A 23,588-nucleotide genomic window follows, 5' to 3' on the forward strand; every position below is an offset into this window, starting at 1 on the left:
AACAAAAACTTTGAAGTGAACCTATGGAATCTTCGGAACTAGCAGGACTGATCGAAAAAGCCGGCCGGGTTGCGGTGTTAATGGGGGGCACTTCCGCCGAGCGGGAGATATCCCTCTTGAGCGGTAAGGCAGTGGCGGACGTGCTGGCAACTATCGGACTGGACGTGGTGCCAGTGGATGCTGCGAATGACCTGGTCAGTCAGTTGCAGGAGGTGAGGCCAGCGCGGGTCTTTAATCTGCTGCATGGTAGGGGCGGGGAAGACGGGGTGGTCCAGGGTCTGTTGCGCTCTATGAACATTCCCTTTACCGGCAGCGATGTGCTGGCTTCGGCACTGGCCATGGATAAGCTGCGCAGTAAGTTGGTGTGGCGGCAATTGGGGCTGAGCACGCCGGATTTCGTGACGCTCAACAAGGACAGTGACTGGGAAGCCATCATCGCAGATTTTGGCGCTGCAGTGGTTAAGCCGGTGAACGAAGGATCCAGTATCGGCATGTCCATTGCCGATTCCGCTGTTGCTTTGCAGGAGGCTTTTCAAAAGGCCAGGCAATACGATCAGACCATCCTCGCCGAGCAATATATTGCCGGTGACGAATTTACCGTGACGATTTTGCAACAGACAGTGCTGCCGGCGATTCAGTTGAAGACCGATCACGAATTCTATGACTTTGATGCCAAGTATCTAGCCAATGATACCCAGTACCTGTGTCCCGTCGACCTTTCGCCGGAAGCCCTGAGCCAGTTGAACAGTCTAGCTCTGTGCGCATTCAACGCGCTGGGCTGCGAGGCCTGGGGGCGCGTGGATATCATGCGCGACGGTGAGGGCCGGTTTTATCTGCTGGAGGTTAACACCGTCCCCGGCATGACAGACCATAGCCTGGTTCCGATGGCCGCCAGACAGGCAGGAATCAGTTTTGAGGATCTACTGCTGCAGATTCTATTCGCCAAGGGCATCGATCAGGAATAAGACCAATGGCAACCAGTCAGCAATTTGACAATAGACGCGCACCCCAGACTCCTGGGGCCAGGCGGCGCCTGCCGGGCAACGACCAGCCCCTGAAGCCGCGGGGGGTTAACTGGCCGGCGTGGCTGGGCGTGGGTTTGATTTGCCTGCTAGGCGCGGGGGTGGCGATTCCGAATCGAGACGCTATTGGGCGTTATGTGAACAGGCCGATCGAAGCTGTAAAACTCACGACTTTGCTTAATCGTGTCAATGAGAGTGAAGTTACGGGACTGCTTGCCGCTTATATGCATGAGGGCTTTTTCGATATCGACGTTTCTGTTGTGAAACAGCAGCTTGAATCTCACCCGTGGGCGGCCCGTGCCGAGGTCAAGCGGATCTGGCCAAATACTATGGTCATTGCGCTCACCGAGGAAACGGCAATTGCCCGATGGGGTGAGGAGTCACTGCTTAACCAATCGGGTCAGATCTTTACTCCGTCTCAGCTGGATGATGCTGTTTCGCTGCCATTGCTTGCGGGTCCGGAAGGGTCCGAGACCAGGATGATGGAGCAGTTCCAGGCTTTTAACCAGATTCTGTATGCCTCTGGTCTGCGAATCGAAAAATTGATTCTTAGTGAGCGTGGCAGCTGGGAGATCGCTGTTAGTGGCGGGTTACGATTGGTGGCAGGCAGAACCGCTGTGCGGGACAAGCTAAAAAGATTCGCTTCTATTTATGATAAGTGGATTGGAAACGATATAGCTGACATCGAAGAAATTGATCTACGTTACAGCAATGGCTTCACGGTGAAGAAAAAACAGCACGACTTATCTGAGGTAGCCGTTCGGTGAAAGCAATCTGGTTCATTGGTACCGAATTGATGTGTGGTGCATCGATCACTTTATCAGGATTCAATCCATGAGCAGTTCGGCCGGGGAAAACATTATTGTCGGCCTGGATATCGGGACGTCCAAGGTCGTTGCCATTGTTGGCAACATCAATGGGGATGGCAGCCTGGATATCGTCGGGATCGGCAGTCACCGTTCCAGAGGCCTCAAGAAAGGCACGGTGGTAAATATTGAGTCCACGGTAGATTCAATTCAACGGGCGGTAGAAGAGGCGGAGCTGATGGCCGGGTGCCAGATCACCTCAGTGTACGCCGGTATCGCCGGCAGTCACATTCGCAGCATGAACAGCCATGGCATTGTGGCGATCCGGGATGGCGAGGTGATGCGTGCCGATATCGAGAGGGTAATTGACGCCGCTCAGGCAGTGGCTATTCCTGCGGATCAAAGAGTGCTACACATTCTGCCCCAGGAATACATCATAGACAGTCAGGAAGGAGTCAAGGAACCACTGGGGATGTCCGGTGTGCGGCTGGAAGCCAAGGTCCACCTGATCACCTGTGCAATCAATGCCGTGCAGAACATCGAAAAGTGTATCAAGCGCTGCGGCCTGGAGACCGAAGAGATTATTCTGGAGCAACTGGCATCCAGTTACTCCGTGCTGACTGAAGATGAAAAAGAACTTGGGGTCTGTCTGGTGGATATCGGCGGCGGTACAACGGACATAGCCGTATTCACCGAAGGGGCCATTCGCCATACCGGTGTCATTCCAATCGCCGGTGACCAGGTAACCAACGACATCGCCATGGCGTTGCGGACTCCCACCGAGAATGCCGAAGAAATCAAGATTAAATATGCCTGTGCACTCACGCAGCTGGCCAGCCCGGAAGACCGGATCAAGGTGCCAAGCGTCGGAGACCGGCCACCGAGAGAACTTTCCCGGCAGGCGTTGGCCGAGGTGGTTGAGCCACGCTACGCCGAGCTGTTTTCGCTGGTCCAGAATGAACTGGAACGTAGTGGCTATGGAAGTCTGCTGGCAGCAGGAATCGTTTTGACCGGGGGCACCAGCAAAATGGAAGGTGTCATGGATCTGGCGGAGGAGATTTTTCATGCGCCGGTCCGGATTGGGGCTCCTCATAATGTCAAGGGACTGGCCGATATTGTTAGAAACCCGATTTACTCCACCGGCGTGGGGTTATTGCTGTACGGACTAAAGCAGCATCAGGACAGAGAAGGTTTGGGAACCCGGAAAGAGCCGCAGGTTCAATTGGTAGACAAAGTCAAAGGCTGGTTTCAGGGCAATTTTTAAACAGGGGAAAAGCATACCGTTTGTATCTAAAAACTTTACCAGGCAGTTGTGATTCATTTGGGCAAATGAAATTGTTAAGGCGCTGTCTGCAAGGCTTACTAACTAAGAGGGCTATAAAATGTTTGAATTAGTCGAAAATGTACCCGAAAGCGCGGTTATAAGGGTCATCGGCGTTGGCGGTGGTGGCGGCAATGCCGTTGCCCACATGATCTGTAACGAGGTCGATGGGGTTGATTTTATTTGCGCCAATACCGATGCCCAGGCGCTCAGCAATCTGAATGTCAAGACGATACTGCAGTTAGGCAATGCCATTACCAAAGGGCTCGGTGCCGGCGCCAATCCTATGATCGGCCGTGAAGCAGCGCTCGAGGACCGAGAAGCAATCGCCGAAGTTCTCAAGGGTGCCGACATGGTATTTATTACCGCTGGTATGGGCGGGGGCACAGGAACCGGTGCCGCTCCCATCGTGGCTGAAATCGCTAAAGAGCTTGGCATTCTCACGGTAGCCGTCGTGACCAAACCTTTTCCTTTCGAAGGGAAAAAACGCATCAAGGTTGCCAATCAGGGAATAGAGCAGTTGCAGCAGCACGTGGATTCCCTGATTACCATTCCTAACGAGAAACTGCTTGAGGTTCTGGGAGCCCAGGCGTCTCTGCTGGAGGCCTTCCGCGCTGCCAACGATGTATTGCTGGGTGCCGTCAAGGGGATCGCTGACCTGATCATGAACCCAGGCATGATCAACGTGGATTTCGCCGATGTGAAGACAGTCATGTCGGAAATGGGGATGGCGATGATGGGTACCGGCTTTGCCAGTGGTGAGAATCGTGCCCGGGAAGCAGCGGAAGCCGCCATCAGAAGCCCGCTTCTGGAAGATGTCAACCTGCAGGGAGCACGCGGTATTCTGGTCAATATCACCGCTGGAGAGAACCTTTCTCTCGGGGAGTTCACAGAAGTTGGCGACACGATCGAAGAATTCGCGTCCGATGATGCCACTGTTGTCGTGGGTACGGTAATCGACCCAAGCCTCAAGGAAGATATGCACGTCACAGTCGTCGCAACCGGCCTTGGGCAGGAGATAGGGCGGCCGACCAAGGTTGTCGATAACAGCGATATTATGAGGGATCGGGATTATCGTCGGCTCGACAAACCGACTGTAATGCGCAAGAACGACCAGTATGCGCCAACCAGAGAGCCGGTCATGGCAAAGGCTGTGGGCGATATTCCTGATATGGATTACCTGGACATACCAGCATTTCTGCGTAAGCAGGTGGACTAGCAGGCACAGGGGCAGCAGGACTCGGCTGCTGTCCCTGCCAGCAGGCTCGTGACTTCAGACACTTCGTGTCGAAGCTGGCTGCTGAATCGGGGAACTAACCTTGGGTTGGCCAGTCAATAATGATAATATGCGCGTCGATTTCGCGGCCTGGACTATAATCTCAACGAGAGGAGTTGATAGGCCGCCCCAAACTCAGCAGTCCGGAGCGGGCGGTCAAGAAAAAATACATGCTAAAACAAAGAACTCTTAAGAACGTAATCAGGGCTACCGGCGTCGGACTGCACACCGGTAAAAAAGTTTATCTGACCTTAAGGCCAGCCCCCGTTAATACCGGGATAGTCTTCACCCGGGTTGACCTCGATCCGGTCGTACAGATCCCCGCGAAGGCGTCGAATGTCGGCGACACCACGCTCTCCACCACCCTGGTGAAGGGTGATGTGCGCATCTCCACTATTGAGCACCTGATGTCAGCCATGTCTGGACTCGGCATCGATAACTGCTATGTCGATCTTAGCGCGCCTGAGGTGCCCATCATGGACGGCAGCGCCGGGCCATTCGTCTTTCTGATCCAGTCCGCCGGGATCGAGGAACAGCAAGCGGCCAAGAAATTCATTCGAATCAAGCGCGCCATCAAGCTGGAACAAGGGGATAAGTCCGTAAGCCTGGAGCCGTTTAACGGATTCAAGGTCAGCTATACACTGCTTTACGATCACCCTGTCTACCGAAAGCACACCAAGTCTGCGACTATCGATTTCTCCAGCACTTCTTTTGTGAAAGAAGTGAGCCGCGCCAGAACGTTCGGCTTTATGCATGAATTTGAAGAACTCAGGAATCGAAATCTGGCGCTGGGTGCGAGTATGGATAATGCCATTGCCGTCGGTGACTACAAGGTCCTCAATGAGGATGGGCTGCGTTACGAAGATGAGTTTGTGAAGCACAAGATTCTTGATTCGATCGGTGATTTATACCTGCTGGGAAATAGCCTCATTGGTGAGTTCAAAGGCCATAAGTCTGGACATGCGCTGAATAATGCCTTATTAAGGATGCTTGAGGTGAATGAGGATGCCTGGGAAATTGTCAGCTTCGACAGCGACAGCAGCGTACCAATTTCCTACATGAAGCCGGTGCTGGCTGCCTGACTCCTTTCAGGTCGTCGATCTTCTCTCCTAACCCGCTGATTTATCATTAGTTGTGTTAGGCGTTGGTGTGTCCGTGTCCGCATCTCTCCCCGGTATTGTCCTTCAGGTATTAAAGGGATTCGCTTAGTAGTCTGAGTAATGAAGATAATTTTAGTAGATCAGCGCCATGGTCGTTCACGAACCATTGTGCTCAAAGGCTGGTTAAAAACAACACTTTCACTGTGTTTGCTCGGGGCACCGGTTGCTTTGGGTTTTCTTGGCTACCAGCTTGCCATCTCCCATAATTCTGTCCATTTTGACGACCAGGCAGCTCTCAACTGGGAGTCCCGGCTGCAGGATCAGGCAGAACAACTGGGTGATATTCGCGACCAGTCCAGGCAGGAACTTGAAGCCCTCACCCGGCGCCTGGCCATGATGCAGGCACAGTTATTACGCCTGGATGCAGTCGGCGAGCGGGTTGTCGAGGTGGCGGAGCTTGACCGGGAAGAATTCGATTTCAGCCAGCCGGTACCGATCGGCGGGCCGGAGCCGGATTTCAGCGTGGACTATACGATACCGCAGTTCATGAGCGCCATCGGGCAACTGGAAAACCAGTTGGATAGCAGGCAGCAGCAACTTGAAATTCTTGAAGAAATTCTGACCGGCCGGCAGATCCGGGACGACGCCAGACTGGAAGGGCGGCCGGTGGAGCGGGGTTGGGTTTCATCCCGATTCGGTCGCCGGACAGACCCTTTTACAGGCCAGCTTACTTATCATCAGGGAATCGACTTTTCCAGTGAAAAAGGCAGCCATATCAAGGCAGTAGCTGGCGGTGTGGTTACCTGGTCGGCGCAAAAGTCCGGCTATGGGATGATGGTGGAGATCAACCACGGAAACGGATTCGAAACACGCTATGCCCATGCGGATCAGTTACTGGTCGAAATCGGTGAGATTGTAGACAAAGGCCAGACTATCGGGCTGGTGGGTTCCAGCGGTCGTTCAACAGGACCCCACCTCCATTTCGAAGTGTACAAAAACGGTCGTGTGGTGGACCCGGCGTCCTACATTAATCGCACAATCCGCTAATTCCTGCTTCTAGTCTACTGGTCCTGGCCCGTTAAGGTGCCAGGACTTTCTGCTATGTACTTTGGGTCTCGGCCTTTACTTATTTGAATACCTGGAAAGAAACTTATCACCATGAGTGGAAATCTGTTAAGCAAGATATTCGGGAGCAGCAACTCTCGCAAGTTAAAGAAAATCCAGCGCAAGGTCAGCGCTATCAACGCCCTGGAGCCAGAACTGGAGGCACAATCCGACGAGGAGCTGAAGGCTCGGACGCCGCTCCTCAGAGAGCGCTTTAAGGCGGGCGAGTCACTGGATCAGCTGCTGCCCGAGGCTTTCGCGCTGGTTCGCGAGGCCAGTAAACGTACCCTTGGCCTGCGGCATTTTGACGTGCAGATGATCGGTGGCATTGTCCTTTACGAGGGCGACATCGCCGAGATGCGTACCGGAGAAGGCAAAACCCTGGTGGCTACGCTGCCGGCCTATCTAATCGGTCTGACCGGGGAAGGGGTTCACATCGTTACGGTAAACGATTACCTGGCGGAACGTGACGCAAACTGGATGCGTCCGGTTTACGAATTCCTCGGGCTCACTGTCGGTGTTATCAAGTCAGGCCAGAGCCAGGAAGAGAAGCGCGCCGCATACCGGTGTTCCATCAGTTACGGGACCAACAATGAGTTTGGGTTTGATTACCTGCGCGACAACATGGCCTTCCGCCTGGAAGACAAGATGCAGCAACCGCTTAATTTTGCGATTGTTGACGAGGTGGACTCGATACTGATCGACGAGGCCAGGACGCCCCTGATCATCTCCGGAGCAGCACAGGACAGTTCCAAGCTCTACGTGGCGATCAACAAGCTGATTCCTAAGATGCAGCAGGGCGAGCTTAGTCCTGAAGAGCGAATGACTGCAAAACTCGACCCCAATTATAAACGGGAGGAGAGTGGCCATTTCACTGTTGATGAAAAAACCAGGCAGGTGGAGTTGACCGAGGCAGGTCACGAGTACGTTGAGGATCTTCTCACTCAGAATGGGTTGTTGAACGAGGGAGAGAGCCTGTATGCCGCGACCAATCTGAATCTGCTGCACCATGTACACTCGGGGTTGCGGGCCCACTACCTCTTCCATAAAGACGTGGAATACATCGTCAAAGACAACCGCATTGTCCTGATCGACGAGCATACCGGTAGAACCATGGAAGGCCGCAGGCTGTCGGAGGGACTGCATCAGGCGCTTGAGGCGAAAGAAGGATTAGAGATTCAGAGCGAGAGTCAGACACTGGCCTCCACCACCTTTCAAAATTACTTTCGCCTCTACAAGAAGCTGTCGGGCATGACCGGCACCGCAGATACCGAGGCATTTGAGTTTAAACAGATCTACGATCTGGAAGTAGTCGTCATTCCCACCAATCAGTCGATGGTCAGAATCGACGCCAATGACCTGGTGTTTCTTTCCATGGAGGAAAAATTCGACGCTATTGTTAACGATATCAGGGAATTCAGTGGCAAAGGTGCCCCGGTGCTGGTCGGAACCGCTTCGATCGACACCTCGGAGATACTCTCGGCGCGCCTGAACAAGGAAAAAATTCCTCATGAGGTTCTGAACGCCAAGTTTCACGCCAGGGAAGCACAGATCATCGCCCAGGCCGGCCGGCCTGGCATCGTTACTATCGCGACTAACATGGCGGGTCGCGGAACGGATATTGTGCTGGGGGGTAACTGGGAGGCGGAAGTTGCTGAACTGGACAATCCTTCGGCAGAGAAGATTGCCAGCATCAAGGAAGAATGGCAGAAACGTCATGACCAGGTGATAGAGGCTGGTGGTCTGCATATTATCGGCACCGAACGGCATGAGTCTCGCCGGATAGACAATCAGCTTCGAGGCCGGGCGGGTCGTCAGGGCGATCCGGGATTTTCCCGTTTCTATCTCTCCCTGGAAGACAATCTGATGCGCATCTTTGCCTCGGATGGCGTGCGTAATTTCATGCGCAAGCTTGGCATGGAGAAAGGAGAAGCGATCGAGCATCGCATGGTGACGCGCTCGATAGAAAAGGCGCAGCGTAAAGTGGAAGGCAGAAATTTTGATATCCGCAAACAACTGCTGGAATTTGACAACGTGGCCAATGATCAGCGAACCATAATTTATCGTCAGCGCAACGAGCTTATGGCCAGTGACGATGTGTCGGAACTGGTAGCGGATATGCGGGGCGATGTCGTGGCCGGTATTGTCGATTCCCATATACCCCCTCAGAGTATTCCGGAACAGTGGGATATCGCAGGCCTTGAGAATGCCATTGAAACGGAATTTGGCAGTACTCTGCCGCTCAAGCAATGGCTCGAGGAAGATGATGAACTGTATGAAGATAAGTTGAAGGAAAAAATCAACGGGGCGCTGGCAGAGCAGTATGCTGAAAAATGTGCCCCGGTTGGTGAAAAGATGCGTCTGTTTGAAAAGCAGATAGTGCTGCAGATCATCGATAATCTTTGGAAAGAGCACCTGGCAACGATGGATTCGCTGCGTCAGGGAATTTTCCTCCGCAGTTACAGTGGTAAGAACCCCAAGCAGGAATACAAACGCGAGGCTTTTGCCCTGTTCCAGGAACTGCTGACCAATATCCAGGCCGAGGTCATCAAAATGCTCAGCCTGGTGCAGGTCAAGCGCGAAGATGATGCCGAGGCTATCGAGCGGCAACGGGAACGGGAACTCGCCCAGGAGCGCATGCAATACCAGCATGCCGCCGCGTCCGCATTGGCTGCGGAAGAGGCCGCACCACCCCGGGGGGGGAGTGATACTGGACAGGAAGAGAATAACGCACCGTTCGTGCGGGATATGGCCAAAGTCGGTCGCAACGAGCCATGCCCCTGTGGTTCCGGTAAAAAATACAAAGTCTGCCACGGGCGGTTAGCTTAGCAATGGCGGTAACGTCAAAAATTGACGGTCCATTGTGGCCCGTAAAAGGGATCCGATTCGCAGCCGTTGCGGCTGGGGTTCGCTATGCGAATCGGGCTGACCTGGTTCTGTTCGAACTTACGCCCGGCGCAAGTGTTGCGGCCGTATTCACCCGCAACGCATTCTGCGCAGCTCCAGTGCAGGTCGCCAGGCAACATTGGCAAGGCTCTACCTGTCGCTACTTACTGGTGAACACGGGGAATGCCAATGCTGGTACCGGCCCTCAGGGTTTGGAGGACGCCAGGGCCTGTTGTGCAGTGGTAGCCAGATCGGCAACAGAACGGGAAGGCGTGGCAGTTGATGACAGTCAGGTACTGCCATTCTCTACCGGTGTTATCGGGCAGCGACTGCCGGTCGCCACTATCGTCGCAGGCATCCCCGCGGCGTTTGCAGCATTGGTTGAAGATGACTGGATTGCCGCTGCCAGGGGTATTATGACCACCGATACCCGCCCCAAAGCCGTTTCCAGGCGAGTTGCGTTCAGCTCGGGCGAGACGGTCACCATTACCGGCATTGCCAAGGGTGCCGGTATGTTGAAGCCGAACATGGCCACCATGCTGGCTTTTGTCTTTACTGACGCCAGGGTTGAAGCTCAGTCATTGCAGGTTATGTTGAACCAGATTACCAACGAGTCGTTCAATCGGATCACGGTAGACGGTGACACCTCAACTAATGACGCCTGCCTGCTGGTGGCTACTGGAGTCTCGGGTGTTGAAATTTCTCCAAACCGGCAGCCGGATCACGACGATTTTGTCAGCAACCTGAGAGCGGTGTTTCTCACCCTGGCAACGGAGTTGATACGCGATGCGGAAGGCGCGACCAAGTTTGTTACGGTCATCGTAGAGGGAGGAGCCAGCAGCGACGAGTGCCTGGCCGTGGCCTATGCAATCGCTGAATCGCCCTTGGTAAAAACTGCCCTGTTTGCTTCGGATCCTAACTGGGGCCGCATTCTGGCAGCTATCGGCCGGGCGGGCCTGAAGGAGCTCAATATCGACCGACTTACCATCGATCTCGGAGAAACGAGGCTGGTGGAAAATGGCGGATTGGCGGCCAGTTACACTGAAGAAGCCGGACAAACGGAAATGGACCGGGAAGAAATTACTGTGACTGTCAATCTCGCCCGGGGGACAAGCAAGGAAATTGTCTGGACGTCGGATCTATCCCAGGACTATGTGCGAATTAACGCAGATTACCGCTCCTGATACCTGCCGGGCAGCATCCGCAGACCATGGATGAACCCCTGCATGTCGCCGTCGGGGTTATTTTTGGCACTGACGGTCGTATCCTTATTGCCAGACGCCCTCCGAATGTTCACCAGGGAGATCTCTGGGAGTTCCCTGGGGGAAAGCTGGAGCCGGGAGAAACCGCTTTAACGGCCCTGCAGCGTGAACTGCACGAAGAACTGGGCATTGTTATAGACCCGGCGCGTTGCTTTCCCTTAAAGAAAATATTTCATTGTTACGGTGATCGCTCAGTCCTGCTGGATATCTGGCGCGTCGACAGTTACCAGGGGGTGGCGCAAGGACGCGAGAATCAACCGCTGGCGTGGTGCCTGTCGGGCGAACTGGAGTCGCTGCAGTTCCCCGCGGCAAATAGAGAGATCATTCGGCTGCTACAGCTTCCACCTCTGCTTGCTGTCACTGGGAATTGCGACAGCAAGGAAGAGTTCATTCGGAAAATCACGGCTGTCCTGGATAGGGGCATCAAATTGATTCAGTTTCGACAGCCTCACCTGCCTGACGCGACAGCGAAGCTGTGGATTACTGAAGCACTGACACTCTGCGAACAATGCAATGCCCGCCTGCTGCTGAATTCCTCGCCGAAGTTGTTCCAGCAAGTACCGGCCCATGGCTTGCATGTGAGCGCCAGTCGTTTGTTGACTCTCCAGGAGCGACCCGTTGACGGAAATACTCTGTTTAGCGCCTCCTGTCACAATAAAACCGAACTCGAGTGGGCTGCCAGGCTGGGGGCCGATTTCGCCCTGTTATCTCCCGTTCAGCCTACCGCATCCCACCCTGGCGCCGCGGCTTTGGGCTGGGGTGGTTTTCAGGACCACGCGTCCCGGTTCAGCCTGCCGGTCTATGCGCTGGGGGGCTTGCAGGAGCGGGATCTTGGCGTGGCCCGCCAGGCAGGTGCGCACGGTATTGCCGGGATAGGCGCCTTCTGGCACTGAATTTTCCCGCTGGCCCAAAGTTTATTTACCAATTAGGTAAAAACAATCCGGTTGTTCTGGTCATTCCGAATCATTTGTCAGAATTTCACGGACTCCACCAGTAAAAACGATTTCCTGGCAGGAGCGGATTCAGCAAGGGAGGGGGCTAGTGTGAAAACAGCCCGCCTGAAAACAAAGTGCCATAAACCGGCAACTTTGCTTGCGTATTGTGATGCGGGTCACCCTTCATGTGCATGTAACCCTTTGAATGTAGAGGGATAAATTGCATAATTTCAGATCATTATGCTAGGCGCTGGCAGGCGGGCACGAACAGTTCTCTGTCGCTTGTTCAAGCGTGATCAATCGATTGTAGAGCCGCACAACTGAAAGCTTCGATGAACGGCAAGGTAACTCTCTTATGCGACAAATTATTCTTTTATCACTAGCAGCCATTCTGACCTTAACAGGAGCGATTCCTGTTCAGGCAGATACGGCAAAACTCGTTGATGACGCCGTGATGGTCAGCAGAGACATACAAGAACAGGAAACGGCATTCCGAGCTACCTATTTGAGCAGTGGTGGTTATGTCGTAACCAGTGCTGAATATATCGATGCTGTCGGCATTTCTTTCGATCTTGGAGCAATCGGCAGCGTCGCTCAGGCGACCTTGCGCTTGCCGATTGCTGAGTACTATTCCCTGGGTGGCAGTATACCCATAGAGATTTACGCATTTGCTGATGACGGAAGAATCGATCTTTTTGATTACAAAGCCGGTTTTACTATCCCGGTCTTGGCTGTTGATGCCGCCAGCCTTACCGAGGTTGTTCTCGATGTTACGGGAGTCGTGAACGCTATACTGCAAAGTAGTCGCTATGCAGGTTTTAGGATAGTCACAGGTTGGGAGCCGGCGGATATCCCGGGCGATTCGTTTCCTGCATTTCGAGGAGCCAGGTTTGATACATTAGCGGCGAACCTTGAATTCACGCCGGGTCAGGCGCCGCGCCATGGTGCTGATGCCTCTGTGTTTGATGGATTTAGTCTGAGCGTACCGGGAATCAGCATTGACGATCTTGGTTTGGTTGACGCTGAGTTTAATCTGACCGATCTGGACAACAGTATTTTCACGCTGGTGGCGGCTGATGTTTATCCGATTCAAAGTGGAACAACCGAGGCGCTTTCGGGAGTTGAGTTGCTTAATTGTGAGGCTTTCAGTCCTCCCATGGTGCCTGGAACGTCTGTCGACCCGGCGACTTTTTCATTTTCTTCAGGGTTGATGCGGGCGCCCAACGTAAGCTTTCAGGGCCAGCAATATGACATGGTGTTTACGCTGGTCGATAACAGTCAATCGGTTCTCTTCAGGCTTGTTTCTCTTGAGATCTCGTCGCCTACACCGCCCCTCAATACGGTATCTTCATTGGGTGGTACAGCGATTATTGAGCCGACCCAGGATTTCATACCGCTGTGCCACGGTTGGGTGTTGATAGGTGATTCGTCTAAAAACCGCCTGGTGGAAAGGAATGTCATCACCGGTGAGACTGCGGGCTCTTACCTTTTCAATACACAACCCGATCAGCTCACTCTGGATGACGAAAACAATATTGTGTATTTCTCCACCCATCCAGAAACAGAGCGACTGTACAAGCTGAATCTGAACAATGGAATTGTCAGCTACAACCGGATCATAGAAGGCGAGAGACAATTCTCACCACTGGATATCGTACCGGGAGAAGATGGGAACCTCTTTGTCCTGCTGCATGACAGATCGACGGGGGATTCGCCGGCGGCAAACGGATTGTGGCTGGGAATTCTCGATGGTAATGCTGATCCGGTCGTTCCCAGTCTGTCACTCGATTCACCTGTTCGCGTAGTTTACGATCAGATACAGCAGCGGGTGTACCTCACCACGGAGTCAAATCTGGCGACCTTCAATTTTTTCCCGGACAGCAATGAAGTTGCCTTTGTGGACGGAACCGACATCCCGGTGGGCAGCGGCTGCACGGACTTCGCCGTGTCTCCTGATGGCAACCGCCTTGCTTATGCCTGCCCGAACGGCAACAACGAAACCGTTACGCCATTTGCCATTCACGATCTTGATCCCGTTGATTACCATAACCCGGATGGTGAGTGGTACCTGGGGTCTTCTCCGGTCAGCGCCACTTTCAGCGAGGCAGGCGATATGTTGATTGCCACTGATGGTAATCAGCTGTTCTTCTTCGATGTGGTCACACACCTGTTACTGGAAAAATACGATCTTGGCATAGCGGCCGGCGACGTAGTCAAGAAAATCCGCCTGTCACGGGATGGGCAACTGCTGCTGGTATTTCTGGAAAATGACCTGGATTCAGAGAATGGCAAAATGCTGTGGATGCCGATGCCCGATCTCCAGGGGACGCCGCTCCTCTGAAAAATACCTGAAGCGCGCCGTTGAGCAGTTGATGGTGGACTGAGATTCGGCGCCGCCGACGGTGACATCAGTCAAGCATGTCCTCGGCGTCGGTACCGGCCTCATCCTGATCCTTGAATTCAGCAGGCTCTCCGACAATGGCATGCCTGCCGCTGGCCCAGTCGCCCAGGTCCAGTAATTTGCAGCGCTCGGAACAGAAAGGGCGATAAGGATTCGAAGAATCCCAGGGTACCTGCTTCAGGCAACTCGGGCAATTGACCGATTTCACCTTACTCATGTCGTCACCTCGTTGCCTCTGCCAGTGACTGCCATCGACAGGTATCTGGCATGCAGCGCATCCACCTGTTCTATCAGCTCACTGGCTTCTCCGTTGTTATCGATAATGTCGTCGGCTGCCGAGATACGCACTTCTCTGGGGACCTGGGCCGCAATAATCGCCTCGATAGTTGCCCTCGGGCTCTCATCGCGTCGCATGGTTCGTTGCAGCTGGGTTTCACGGCTGACGTCCACCACCAGGATACGGGCCGTCAGCGCCCTCTGGTGGGTCTCCAGCAGCAGAGGAGACATCAGGATACAGTACGGGGAACGGCTGTCGATGATGCGTTGCCGGATTCGTTCGTTTATCAGGGGATGCAGAAGCTGCTCCAGCCACTGGCGTTGGGCCTGATCCGAAAAGACCAGCTTACGCAGGGCACTGCGTCGGAGTCTGCCTTCTTCGTCTAGAATCTGTTGACCAAAATGAGTGGCGATAGCCTGCAGGGCCGGCTCTGGGGGTTCTACCACTTCCCGGGAAATCAAGTCGGCATCAATCACATCGATGCCGTGGCGCTGAAACAGTTCTGCTACTGTGCTCTTGCCACTGCCGATACCACCGGTCAGGCCGATAACCAGCATGTAATACACCAATTAATCAGAAGTTTCGTTTGGTTGAAGGGTATCCTAGCAGACTCAGAGCAGGAAAGTCTGCTGGTAGAAAGCAATCAACTGCTTTCCCCAGATCAGCATGATGAAGCCGGCTCCGGCAAGAAATGGGCCGAATGGCATGGGTGCGGTTTTATCTCGCTTTACTACCAGGACATTCAGAATGCCGAAAGCGGCGCCTACAACGGACGAGAGAATAATTATGGGCAACAGGCTTTGCCAGCCCAGCCAGGCGCCAAGAGCCGCCAGCAGTTTGAAATCCCCATAGCCCATGCCCTCCTTGCCGGTAAGCAGCTTGAAAGACCAGTAGAAACACCAGAGTGACAGATAGCCGGCCATGGCGCCGATTACTGCATCCCGCAGCGACACACCCATCCCCAGATCCACTGTGTTGATCAGTAAACCCGCCCACAGCAGCGGCAGGGTGATGTTGTCCGGCAGTAGCTGTTCATCGTAGTCGATCAGAGTCAGTACGATCAGGTACCACGTAAACAATAGAAGAACCACGGTCAGCCAATTGGCGCCAAATGACCAGGCGATCAGCGCGGACATGAGCCCGGTCGTCAGCTCAACACCCGGGTATCTTGCGGAAATCCCGGTTTTGCACTGTGAGCACTTGCCTCTAAGGAACAGGTAACTGAGCACAGGGATATTTTCCAGCGCGGTTATTTTATGCTTACACACAGGGCAGTGTGAGTCAGGCTTCATCAGGTTAAAGGTCGAAAATTCTGCAGCCGTCCTGTCGGCAAAGGCAGGCTCGGCGTCGTCACTTGCCAGCATTTCCCGGCACTGTGCAGTCCATTCCCGGTACAGCATGATAGGGACGCGATAGACCACTACGTTGAGAAAACTGCCAACCAGCAGCCCAAGTATCAAGCAGGAGACGACCAGCAGCGGTGTGCTGGTCGACAGGAGTTCAAAGAAGGTCATTGTGTGTTATCTGGCCCTGGTAGGAGTCGAATTACACCACTTGACCAAGCTGAAAGATAGGCAGATACATTGCAATCATCAAGCCTCCCACCAGAACGCCAAGTACGGCCATGATGATCGGTTCCATCAGCGCAGTCAGTCCGCTTACGGCATTATCGACTTCTGCCTCGTAATAGTTGGCGCACTTATCGAGCATATCGTCCAAAGAGCCGGACTCTTCACCTATTCCGATCATTTGAATCACCATGATCGGGAACAGGCCAGTGTTCCGGATCGAGAAGGCCAGTTGTTGTCCTGTGGACACGTCGTCCTTAATACGCCTGGTGGCCTTGTAGTAAACAACGTTGCCAGCGGCACCCGCCACTGATTCGAGCGCATCAACCAGAGGGACACCGGCGGCAAAAGTTGTGGACAGGGTTCTTGTGAAGCGGGCAAAACAGGAGTTATTGAGGATGGGGCCAATGATCGGCAACTTAAGGGACAGTCGCTCGACTGCCTCCCTGAATTTTCGGGACCGGATCATGGCTTCCTTGTAGAAGAAACCCAGGCCAATTCCAAGGATTAACATTTTCCACCAGTGAGCGATGGCCAGATCGGAAAGCCCGAGGACGAAGAGGGTGAAGGCTGGCAGATCAGCTCCGAAGCTTGAGAACGTTTCAGCAAACTGAGGCACTACCTTGACCAGCAGGATGCCGGTAACAATAATCGCCACCAGCACGACTGCGATCGGGTAGTTCATGGCTTTCTTGATCTTTGCTTTCAATGCTTCCGATTTTTCTTTGTAAGTCGCGAGCCGGTCCAGCATGGTTTCCAGGGCGCCTGACTGCTCGCCTGAATCGATGAGGTTGCAGAACAGGTCATCGAAGTAGCGTGGATGTTTGCGGATACTGTCGGCGAAGTTGTGTCCACCTGCCACGTCGTCGCGTATTTTCCAGACCAGATCGCGCATCGAGGCATTATCCAGACTTTCGCCGACGATTTCGAAAGCCTGTACAAGAGGGATGCCGGCTTTCATCATGGTTGCCAGTTGTCGCGTGAAGATGGCAACATCCATGGGCTTGATTTTCTGCTGCCGCTTTTTCAGCAGAGCCTTGGGTTTGCGCTTGACCCGGGTCGCCACGATGCCCTGTTTTCGGAGTTGCGCCTTGACTAGCGCCTGGCTGGCGCCGGGGGTTTCCCCATTGGTCTTTTTGCCGTTCTTGTCAGTGCCATGCCAGATGTAAATTGGTTGTACGGCTTCAGTTGCCATGGAATACCTCGAGTCTTTGGTTTAATCAGGCAGGCGTGGAGGATTGTCTGGCTCCGCGGCTGCCCGGTTCAGCGCTGTTGTTGACTGTTGTTGGCGATAATTCCTTCCTAGGTTATCCTGTTGACTTCATCGAGACTTATCAGTCCCTCCGTCATCCTTGCCAGTGCTGACTGACGCAGGCTAAAGTAGCCTGCCTTGCGCGCCTGCGCAGCAATGTTCATGGAATTTCCACCAGCAATGATAGTACGGGTCATCGGTTCGGAAATGGGAACCACTTCATAAATCCCGACTCTGCCCTGATATCCGCCATGACAGCGGTCGCATCCTCTGGCCTGATAGAGCTCCCCCTGAATCGTCAGGGACTCATCGGGATATAGCCGTGCCAGGCGTCTGCGTAAGTCAGGCGCTGGTTTTTTGCAATGGCGGCAAAGTTTTCTGGCCAGGCGCTGCGCGATGATCAGTGTTACCGATGACGCGACGTTGTAGGGCTCAATACCCATATTGAGTAATCTGTTGAGCGTCTCCGGGGCACTGTTCGTATGCAGAGTGGATAGTACAAGGTGTCCGGTCTGAGCCGCCTTGATGGCTATTTGCACGGTTTCCTGGTCGCGGATTTCCCCAACCATGATCACGTCAGGATCCTGCCGGAGAAATGCTCTCAGCGCGGTGACGAAGCTCAACCCGATAGCCGGCTTGACCTGTACCTGGTTTATCCCGGACAGGTTGAATTCGACCGGATCTTCCGCGGTGGAAATGTTGCGTGTGCAGTCGTTGAGCCGGGCCAGCACGCTGTATAAGGTCACGGTCTTGCCACTGCCCGTCGGGCCGGTAACAAGGATCATTCCCTGGGGCCTGCTGAGGGCTTCTATGACGTGGATTTGCTGTTGAGCGCTCAAGCCAAGCTGATCGATATCAAGCCGGGTGCGCTGGGGGTCCATGATCCTGAGTACTGTCTTCTCTCCCCATAGGGTTGGTAGTGTGCTGATTCGGAAGTCCACCGCCTGCTGGCCGCTGCGCGGCAGCCTGATGCGACCGTCCTGGGGTAGGCGGCGTTCGGATATATCCAGCTGGGCCATGATCTTGAGGCGGGAAATCAGTCGGCCGGCCAGGTGAATCGGCGGCGTGGCCAATTCTCTCAGCACACCATCGATCCTGACTCTTACTCTGAAGATTTTTTCGTAGGGCTCAATGTGTATGTCCGACGCTTTGAGGCTGACGGCTTCCAGTAGCAGGCGATTGACTGCGCTGATTACCGGGGCCTCGTTATCATCGTCATCTCTTATGCCGATGCCATCCTGCAGGAAACTATCACGGAAGCCGGTGGGAAAATTCTCGTGGTCATCCTCAAGGTTGCTCTTTCGGTAAACCCTCCGCCTCCGGTTACCATCCTGACCCCGTGAAGTTTCCAGAGGTGATGCAGGGTGTTTCTCAGAATCCTTGGCAGGGATCGCTACGCGGCGCTGACCGGACAGGTTATGGATAGTGGCCCGAATCTGAGAATGTGGAGCAATGACAAGATCCGCGGTTTTGCCGCTGTGAAATTCGAACTCCCGGATCGCTCCGGTCTGGGTCGGATCAGTAACCGCCAGCACCAGCCTGTTGCTACGAAAGGCAAGGGGAAGAATTCTGTGCTTCTCCATCAGCTGGCAGATTGCGAGTACCGCCGGGTCCTGCAAAGGCCGATAGGAAGACAGGTCCATCAGGGGCAGATTAAAAGTTGTCGAGATAGCTGAGGCCAGCCTTCCCTGATCGACAAGTTTGTTCTCGATACAGTGTCTGACGAAGGAGTTCTTATGGCGCCGGGAGGAAAGGATCGCGCTGCGAGCCTGGGATTCAGACATTTCTCCCAGATTTACCAGGTGCCGTGCCAGACCTTTGATATCGGAGTTCATTTCAGGGTTTATTTCTGGATTTATCGCTGGATTCGTAGCCGGATTCAAATTGCAAAATTTGAACTCGATAACTTATTGGTAAATCCAGTATAGATTAATATGTCGATTTTTCCTGAAACACGAATTCACGAACGTTCCAGAAGGAGGAAGTTTCTATGAACAGGTGGGAAGCCTTTACGCTGCATTTTGCTGTCAGTATCGCCGTTTTCACGGGCCTGCTTGGTATCATCATGATGCTCTGGTATCCAGGTGTATTGTTCAATATTGACGGTGGCTGGTCTGGATTAAAGCTGGTCATGGGGGTTGACGTTATTCTTGGCCCATTGCTTACCTTGATAGTTTTCAGGGCAGGGAAGCCTGGTCTGAAATTTGACCTCGGTTGTATTGCCGCATTACAGATTGCCTGTATGGCGGCAGGCGTTTGGATAGTCTACCAGTCTCGCCCAATTGCCCTGGTATTTGCCTACGACACCTTCTACAGCCTGGCCGCCAATGAGTTTGAGGCCTATGGCAAAGACCCTGGCGTGATTGCGGAATTTTCGGGTCCTTGGCCCAAGTTGCTTTACACTGAGCTGCCGGACACCGAGTTCGGGGCGGAAATTGCCAATCTCCGCAGTCAGTTTGTCGACGATCCGCTGTTCATGCAGACAGACAAGTTCAACTCTATTCCGCTTGAAAGCGCAGCCTTGTTCGAACGGGAAGAAACGGTACGAAAAGAGGCGGAAAGTCTGCTCGGTAGCACGGCGGACTTGGGCGGGCAGGGTTGTGTCCTGAGTCGCTTTGCTTCAGCTCACGCCAGCGGGTTTGTCTGTTACAGCCCGGATAAGCGCAAGCTCACGCGGTTTTATCCGCTCCAGTCATAAGTTTGTGTCATGTGTGAACAGGGGAGAGAGTGACTAGATACCGCAATGCTTTAAGGTATCTAGTCAGAGGTTCCTTAACAATGGAGTGAGTGTTAGCAATAGCCCAGTGGCTTGCAGGTACCACCTTCGGTCCAGTTCACTGGTGGTATAACTCCTGAGGCCTGCAGGGTAAAGGTGACGCCGTCCAGATCGGTGCCGTCGTTCTTCCAGGTGACTGTCACAAGACCGTCCACAAGATCGAGGCCATGGAGTGTGACGGTTCTGGGGATCGGGTTGGGCAGGCCGTTGGTCCCTGCGTCAACATCTGCAATTGAGCCGAAGCGATTCATCTGTGCGTGAACGACTATCATGTTGCGAAAGTCATCGATTTGCAGCATGGCTTCGGAGAACCGGGCTCTGTCGGTGTAGAGCCTATAGGCGGGAAGTGCTACGGCGGCAAGAATGCCTAAAATAGCGACCACAATCATGAGCTCGATAAGAGTGAAGCCGCCTTGAGAGTGTTTTGATTGCATGGGATTCATGTCGTCGCTAAACCTTACAGTGTTGATCCTAGGGGTCTGGTTTCGAGCTGTTCAAATTAACCGGCGTGATACTGAAGCAGGGAGAAATCTGTCGGTTGATGTGAAAAGCCTTATCCTGGGGGGTTCAGGTCCTACTGTTTCCTCGGCAGCCGCGATGATTCGCGGCTGCCTCGGAAAACCGGTTTCTAGCAGAAACCGCTGGTCAGGCAGGTGCCACCCTCAGTCCAGGAGACTGGAGGAGTGATTCCACCGGCAGTCAGTGTGTATGTCACACCAGCCAGGTCGGAACCGTCGTTGCGCCAGGTGACGGTAACGGTGCCACCAGCAACAGCAATACCGTGCAGAGTTGTAGACTGAGCCTGGTTAGCCGGGATACCCATGGTGCCGGCATTGAGGGCCGCGAGGTTGGCTGGCTGACGAGTCTGAATAGCCAGTTCCATTGCTGTCTTGCGCGGAGTTACGGACAGAACAGCTTCAGAGAAGCGGGCACGGTTAGAGTAGTTCTGATACGCTGGCAGGGCCACAGCGGCGAGGATGCCGATGATAGCTACCACGATCATTAATTCGATAAGGGTAAAACCTTGTTGAGAGTTCTTCATTTCAATACTCCGATCTATCAAGTTAACTTAAAGTTTTAGAGTTATTCCAAAAGCTCTTGCAGGATGCTTTGAGAACAATAAATTCCGTTTAGTTTCCATAACGGTTACACACGTGATTACAGTTTCCGTGCCAGGTTTTGAAAGAATTTGTTAACTAGTTGATATGTAAGCGATAAATAGAATTCTTTGGGATAAATCCAGAAGCTCAGGATCGGTATGACGGGTGTAAACCATTGTTAGTCACTGACAAAAAACGTCACTTTCAGTCAGCCTGTGATTTGCCGCAACGCACTGTCAGGCGCAACCCGGACAATGACCCTTCGCCCCCCATCGAGAAAGTCGGAATGTGATAGGAAATGTTGCGCTCCCAAGGGCAAGTCTTAAAGGAGACGGCCGAATACTTAAGGGACTTCTGATTATTTACCGCAAAGTGCTGCGGCAGACTGTTGGGCGCTCCTGCCAGGCGTCGTGCGAAGGCAATTGTCACTCCCCTGCCAGGCACGACAACGACGCAGTGATGTCCTGCGGATATTGGTCAGGGTTTTCTCAACTGATTTTTGTCTGGCGAGCTAACGCCTTACCTGGGACTCTCACGGATGGACAAAACTAATACCAGCATTTCCCCTACTGGCAACCATGGCAGGTTTTCGGGCTCTCTTCTGACGGGTGCAACACTTGGTTTAGTCACGCTTGTGACGCTGCTCGTTTACCTGCCGGGCCTGAACGGCCCCTTTCTGCTGGATGATCTGGTGAATCTTCAGCAGATAGGCGATGGCGAAGGAGTGACCGATCTGCAGTCGGCTGTGAACTATATCTTTGGCAACCGAAGCGGCCCGGCGGGCCGACCGGTAGCTACAGCCAGCTTTTTGCTCAATGCGAGAGACTGGCCTGCTGCCTCGTTAGGGTTCAAGGCGGTGAACCTCTTTCTGCACATCCTGACCGGGTTGTTGACCGCCTGGTTCGGCCTGCTGTTATTCAGAGTATCAGGAGTCAGGGAGGCCAGGGCACGCATACTGGCTGTTGGAGTTGCAGCGCTCTGGCTGCTGCACCCGCTTAACGTTTCGACCACGCTGTACGTGGTTCAGCGAATGACGCAGTTGATGGCGCTGTTTTCATTGGCCGGCCTGATCTGCTATATGAAAGGCAGGGCCGCTGTTGACCAGCAATCTCACCGGGGGTTGCTGTTGATGAGCCTGTGTCTATTCCCGTTTGGATTGCTTGCAGTGCTGAGCAAGGAAAACGGGGCATTGCTGCTGGCGGCGATCCTGACACTGGAAATCACAGTGTTCAACCAGCATCGCCGAGGGGTGCTGCTCAGGCTCTGGCTGGCGGCAGGTGTCCTGCTGCCCCTCGTGGTGGTGTCCGGCTACCTGATTTTGAATTTCACACGTCTCACGGCAGCTTACGGGTTTCGGGAATTCAGCCTCGGCGAGAGGCTGCTGACCGAAGGCCGCATTATAATTGATTACCTGTTCAATATTCTGTTGCCAGGAATTCGGGATTTTACCCTGCAACATGATGACTACATTATTTCCAGAAGCCTGCTTGAACCATTATCGACCCTGAGCGCTGTGCTCACCATCGTGGCAATACTGATCGCCGCTTTTGTGCTGCGTCGGAGTCAGCCGGTCTTCAGTTTCGCGGTGTTGTGGTTTTTCGGCTGGCATCTGCTTGAGTCCACGTTTATTCCGTTGGAGCTCTATTTCGAACATCGCAACTATCTGCCTATGATTGGCCCCCTGATCGCAGTTGTATTTTACCTGGCCAGGCTGGCAGATCACCTGGCGGCGAAAGGTTACGCGCGAATTGTGCCAATGGCCGGGGTGGTGGCTGTTATTGCCATGGCGGGGCTCACCCTGCAGCTCACGTTGTTATGGGGCAATAACCTGGCACTGGCCGCCCAGTGGGCTGAGCGCCATCCTGCGTCCTACCGCGCCCAGGTAGAGTTTGCCTATATCCAGGCGGAGTCAGGCGCAGCGGAGTCTGGATATTCCAGGCTCTCGGCGCTGCAGCAACGCTTCCCTGATGAGGTTGCCTTGCAGCTCAAGCTTTGGAATTTCGCCTGCAGTTACGAGTTACCGGCACCTTACCCGGTTACGGAAATCGCTGCGTCAGCGCGACAGGTTTACTACCGGGCAGACTTGACAACCGAAGTAAAAACCCTGCTGGAGAACCTGTTTGCCGGACAGTGCTCCTACCCCGCAAGGCAGGATATCGAGGCGTTATTGGTCCGTCTCGAAGCGGTCCCGATGCGAACCTTTGAGAAGAGTGGGTTTTATGTCTTGTTTTCCGATCTCTATATTTATTATCGCGAACTCAATCCAGCGCTCATCCAATTGCGCAATGCCTTTGATCTGCGGCCGGATTCAGGATTTCCGATTCGGCAGGCGATCCTTTCAGCGTCGGCAGGCAACTACCAGGACAGCCTGCTGTTCTTGCAGAGAGCCAGAGAAGCAGATGAAAATAGAGGCTCCTTTACGCCGTCCCGGCTGGGAGAGATTACAGAGATGGAGCAGGACCTCAGGGCCCGAATTGACTCTAACTAGACGCGGAGAGACGA

The 23,588-nt window shown here is 53.8% G+C and carries 19 protein-coding genes; 12 read left to right on the top strand and 7 right to left on the bottom strand.

The genetic code is table 11. From position 1 onward, the window contains the following. The first annotated feature begins 23 nt into the window (after positions 1 to 23). The 10 genes from R3F50_13860 to R3F50_13905 all read left to right on the top strand — a co-directional run bounded on the left by R3F50_13860 (position 24) and on the right by R3F50_13905 (position 14,053). On the top strand, positions 24 to 965 hold the full coding sequence (locus tag R3F50_13860) for a D-alanine--D-alanine ligase (protein ID MEZ5491387.1): 942 nt from the start codon (positions 24 to 26) through the stop codon (positions 963 to 965). A 158-nt stretch (positions 966 to 1,123) separates the two neighbouring features. Continuing rightward, the gene (locus R3F50_13865) at positions 1,124 to 1,789 is read left to right on the top strand and encodes a cell division protein FtsQ/DivIB (GenBank protein ID MEZ5491388.1); all 666 of its coding nucleotides are present in this window, start codon (positions 1,124 to 1,126) and stop codon (positions 1,787 to 1,789) included. A 67-nt stretch (positions 1,790 to 1,856) separates the two neighbouring features. Then, positions 1,857 to 3,092, top strand: a complete 1,236-nt coding sequence (ftsA, locus tag R3F50_13870) for a cell division protein FtsA (protein MEZ5491389.1) — start codon at positions 1,857 to 1,859, stop codon at positions 3,090 to 3,092. Between the two features lie 118 nt (positions 3,093 to 3,210). Further along, entirely contained in the window at positions 3,211 to 4,368 is a 1,158-nt protein-coding gene (ftsZ, locus tag R3F50_13875) for a cell division protein FtsZ (protein MEZ5491390.1), read from the top strand. Positions 4,369 to 4,595: 227 nt separating this feature from the next. Continuing rightward, positions 4,596 to 5,507: a UDP-3-O-acyl-N-acetylglucosamine deacetylase gene (gene lpxC / locus R3F50_13880; GenBank protein MEZ5491391.1), complete on the top strand. Its 912-nt coding sequence runs from the start codon at positions 4,596 to 4,598 to the stop codon at positions 5,505 to 5,507. Positions 5,508 to 5,645: 138 nt separating this feature from the next. Continuing rightward, complete coding sequence (locus R3F50_13885) at positions 5,646 to 6,572, top strand: M23 family metallopeptidase (protein ID MEZ5491392.1); 927 nt, start codon at positions 5,646 to 5,648, stop codon at positions 6,570 to 6,572. 111 nt (positions 6,573 to 6,683) lie between these two features. After that, the gene (gene secA / locus R3F50_13890) at positions 6,684 to 9,458 is read left to right on the top strand and encodes a preprotein translocase subunit SecA (GenBank protein MEZ5491393.1); all 2,775 of its coding nucleotides are present in this window, start codon (positions 6,684 to 6,686) and stop codon (positions 9,456 to 9,458) included. Positions 9,459 to 9,460: 2 nt separating this feature from the next. Next, complete coding sequence (gene argJ, locus R3F50_13895; protein ID MEZ5491394.1) at positions 9,461 to 10,699, top strand: bifunctional glutamate N-acetyltransferase/amino-acid acetyltransferase ArgJ; 1,239 nt, start codon at positions 9,461 to 9,463, stop codon at positions 10,697 to 10,699. Positions 10,700 to 10,725: 26 nt separating this feature from the next. Then, positions 10,726 to 11,670, top strand: coding sequence for a Nudix family hydrolase (locus R3F50_13900; GenBank protein ID MEZ5491395.1), 945 nt, complete (start codon positions 10,726 to 10,728; stop codon positions 11,668 to 11,670). A 397-nt stretch (positions 11,671 to 12,067) separates the two neighbouring features. Beyond that, positions 12,068 to 14,053, top strand: a complete 1,986-nt coding sequence (locus R3F50_13905) for a hypothetical protein (protein MEZ5491396.1) — start codon at positions 12,068 to 12,070, stop codon at positions 14,051 to 14,053. Positions 14,054 to 14,120: 67 nt separating this feature from the next. Here the strand turns inward: R3F50_13905 and R3F50_13910 are convergent, their stop codons facing one another. The 5 genes from R3F50_13910 to pilB all read right to left on the bottom strand — a co-directional run bounded on the left by R3F50_13910 (position 14,121) and on the right by pilB (position 19,045). Further along, on the bottom strand, positions 14,121 to 14,330 hold the full coding sequence (locus R3F50_13910; protein ID MEZ5491397.1) for a DNA gyrase inhibitor YacG: 210 nt from the start codon (positions 14,328 to 14,330) through the stop codon (positions 14,121 to 14,123). Beyond that, complete coding sequence (coaE, locus tag R3F50_13915) at positions 14,327 to 14,947, bottom strand: dephospho-CoA kinase (protein ID MEZ5491398.1); 621 nt, start codon at positions 14,945 to 14,947, stop codon at positions 14,327 to 14,329. Before coaE ends, R3F50_13910 begins: the two co-directional genes overlap by 4 nt. A gap of 54 nt (positions 14,948 to 15,001) precedes the next feature. Then, positions 15,002 to 15,904 (bottom strand): A24 family peptidase, encoded by a 903-nt coding sequence (locus R3F50_13920; GenBank protein MEZ5491399.1) that lies wholly within the window; start codon positions 15,902 to 15,904, stop codon positions 15,002 to 15,004. A gap of 31 nt (positions 15,905 to 15,935) precedes the next feature. Next, on the bottom strand, positions 15,936 to 17,153 hold the full coding sequence (locus R3F50_13925) for a type II secretion system F family protein (GenBank protein MEZ5491400.1): 1,218 nt from the start codon (positions 17,151 to 17,153) through the stop codon (positions 15,936 to 15,938). Between the two features lie 107 nt (positions 17,154 to 17,260). Then, a complete protein-coding gene (gene pilB, locus R3F50_13930; GenBank protein MEZ5491401.1) occupies positions 17,261 to 19,045 on the bottom strand; it encodes a type IV-A pilus assembly ATPase PilB in 1,785 nt (594 codons plus the stop codon). 155 nt (positions 19,046 to 19,200) lie between these two features. Between pilB and R3F50_13935 the strand changes: the two genes are divergently transcribed. Further along, positions 19,201 to 19,908, top strand: a complete 708-nt coding sequence (locus R3F50_13935) for a hypothetical protein (protein MEZ5491402.1) — start codon at positions 19,201 to 19,203, stop codon at positions 19,906 to 19,908. A 92-nt stretch (positions 19,909 to 20,000) separates the two neighbouring features. Here R3F50_13935 and R3F50_13940 read toward each other — a convergent pair whose 3' ends face one another. Both R3F50_13940 and R3F50_13945 read right to left on the bottom strand, forming a co-directional pair. Next, entirely contained in the window at positions 20,001 to 20,429 is a 429-nt protein-coding gene (locus tag R3F50_13940; protein ID MEZ5491403.1) for a pilin, read from the bottom strand. Between the two features lie 185 nt (positions 20,430 to 20,614). Then, positions 20,615 to 21,028 carry a prepilin-type N-terminal cleavage/methylation domain-containing protein gene (locus R3F50_13945; protein ID MEZ5491404.1) on the bottom strand — a complete coding sequence of 138 codons (414 nt, stop codon included), beginning with the start codon at positions 21,026 to 21,028 and terminating at the stop codon, positions 20,615 to 20,617. Between the two features lie 596 nt (positions 21,029 to 21,624). Between R3F50_13945 and R3F50_13950 the strand changes: the two genes are divergently transcribed. Next, positions 21,625 to 23,574, top strand: a complete 1,950-nt coding sequence (locus R3F50_13950; protein ID MEZ5491405.1) for a hypothetical protein — start codon at positions 21,625 to 21,627, stop codon at positions 23,572 to 23,574. The last annotated feature ends 14 nt before the right edge of the window (positions 23,575 to 23,588 follow it).

This window comes from Gammaproteobacteria bacterium (genome assembly GCA_041395725.1).
In the GTDB taxonomy this organism is placed as follows: domain Bacteria; phylum Pseudomonadota; class Gammaproteobacteria; order Pseudomonadales; family Pseudohongiellaceae; genus NORP240.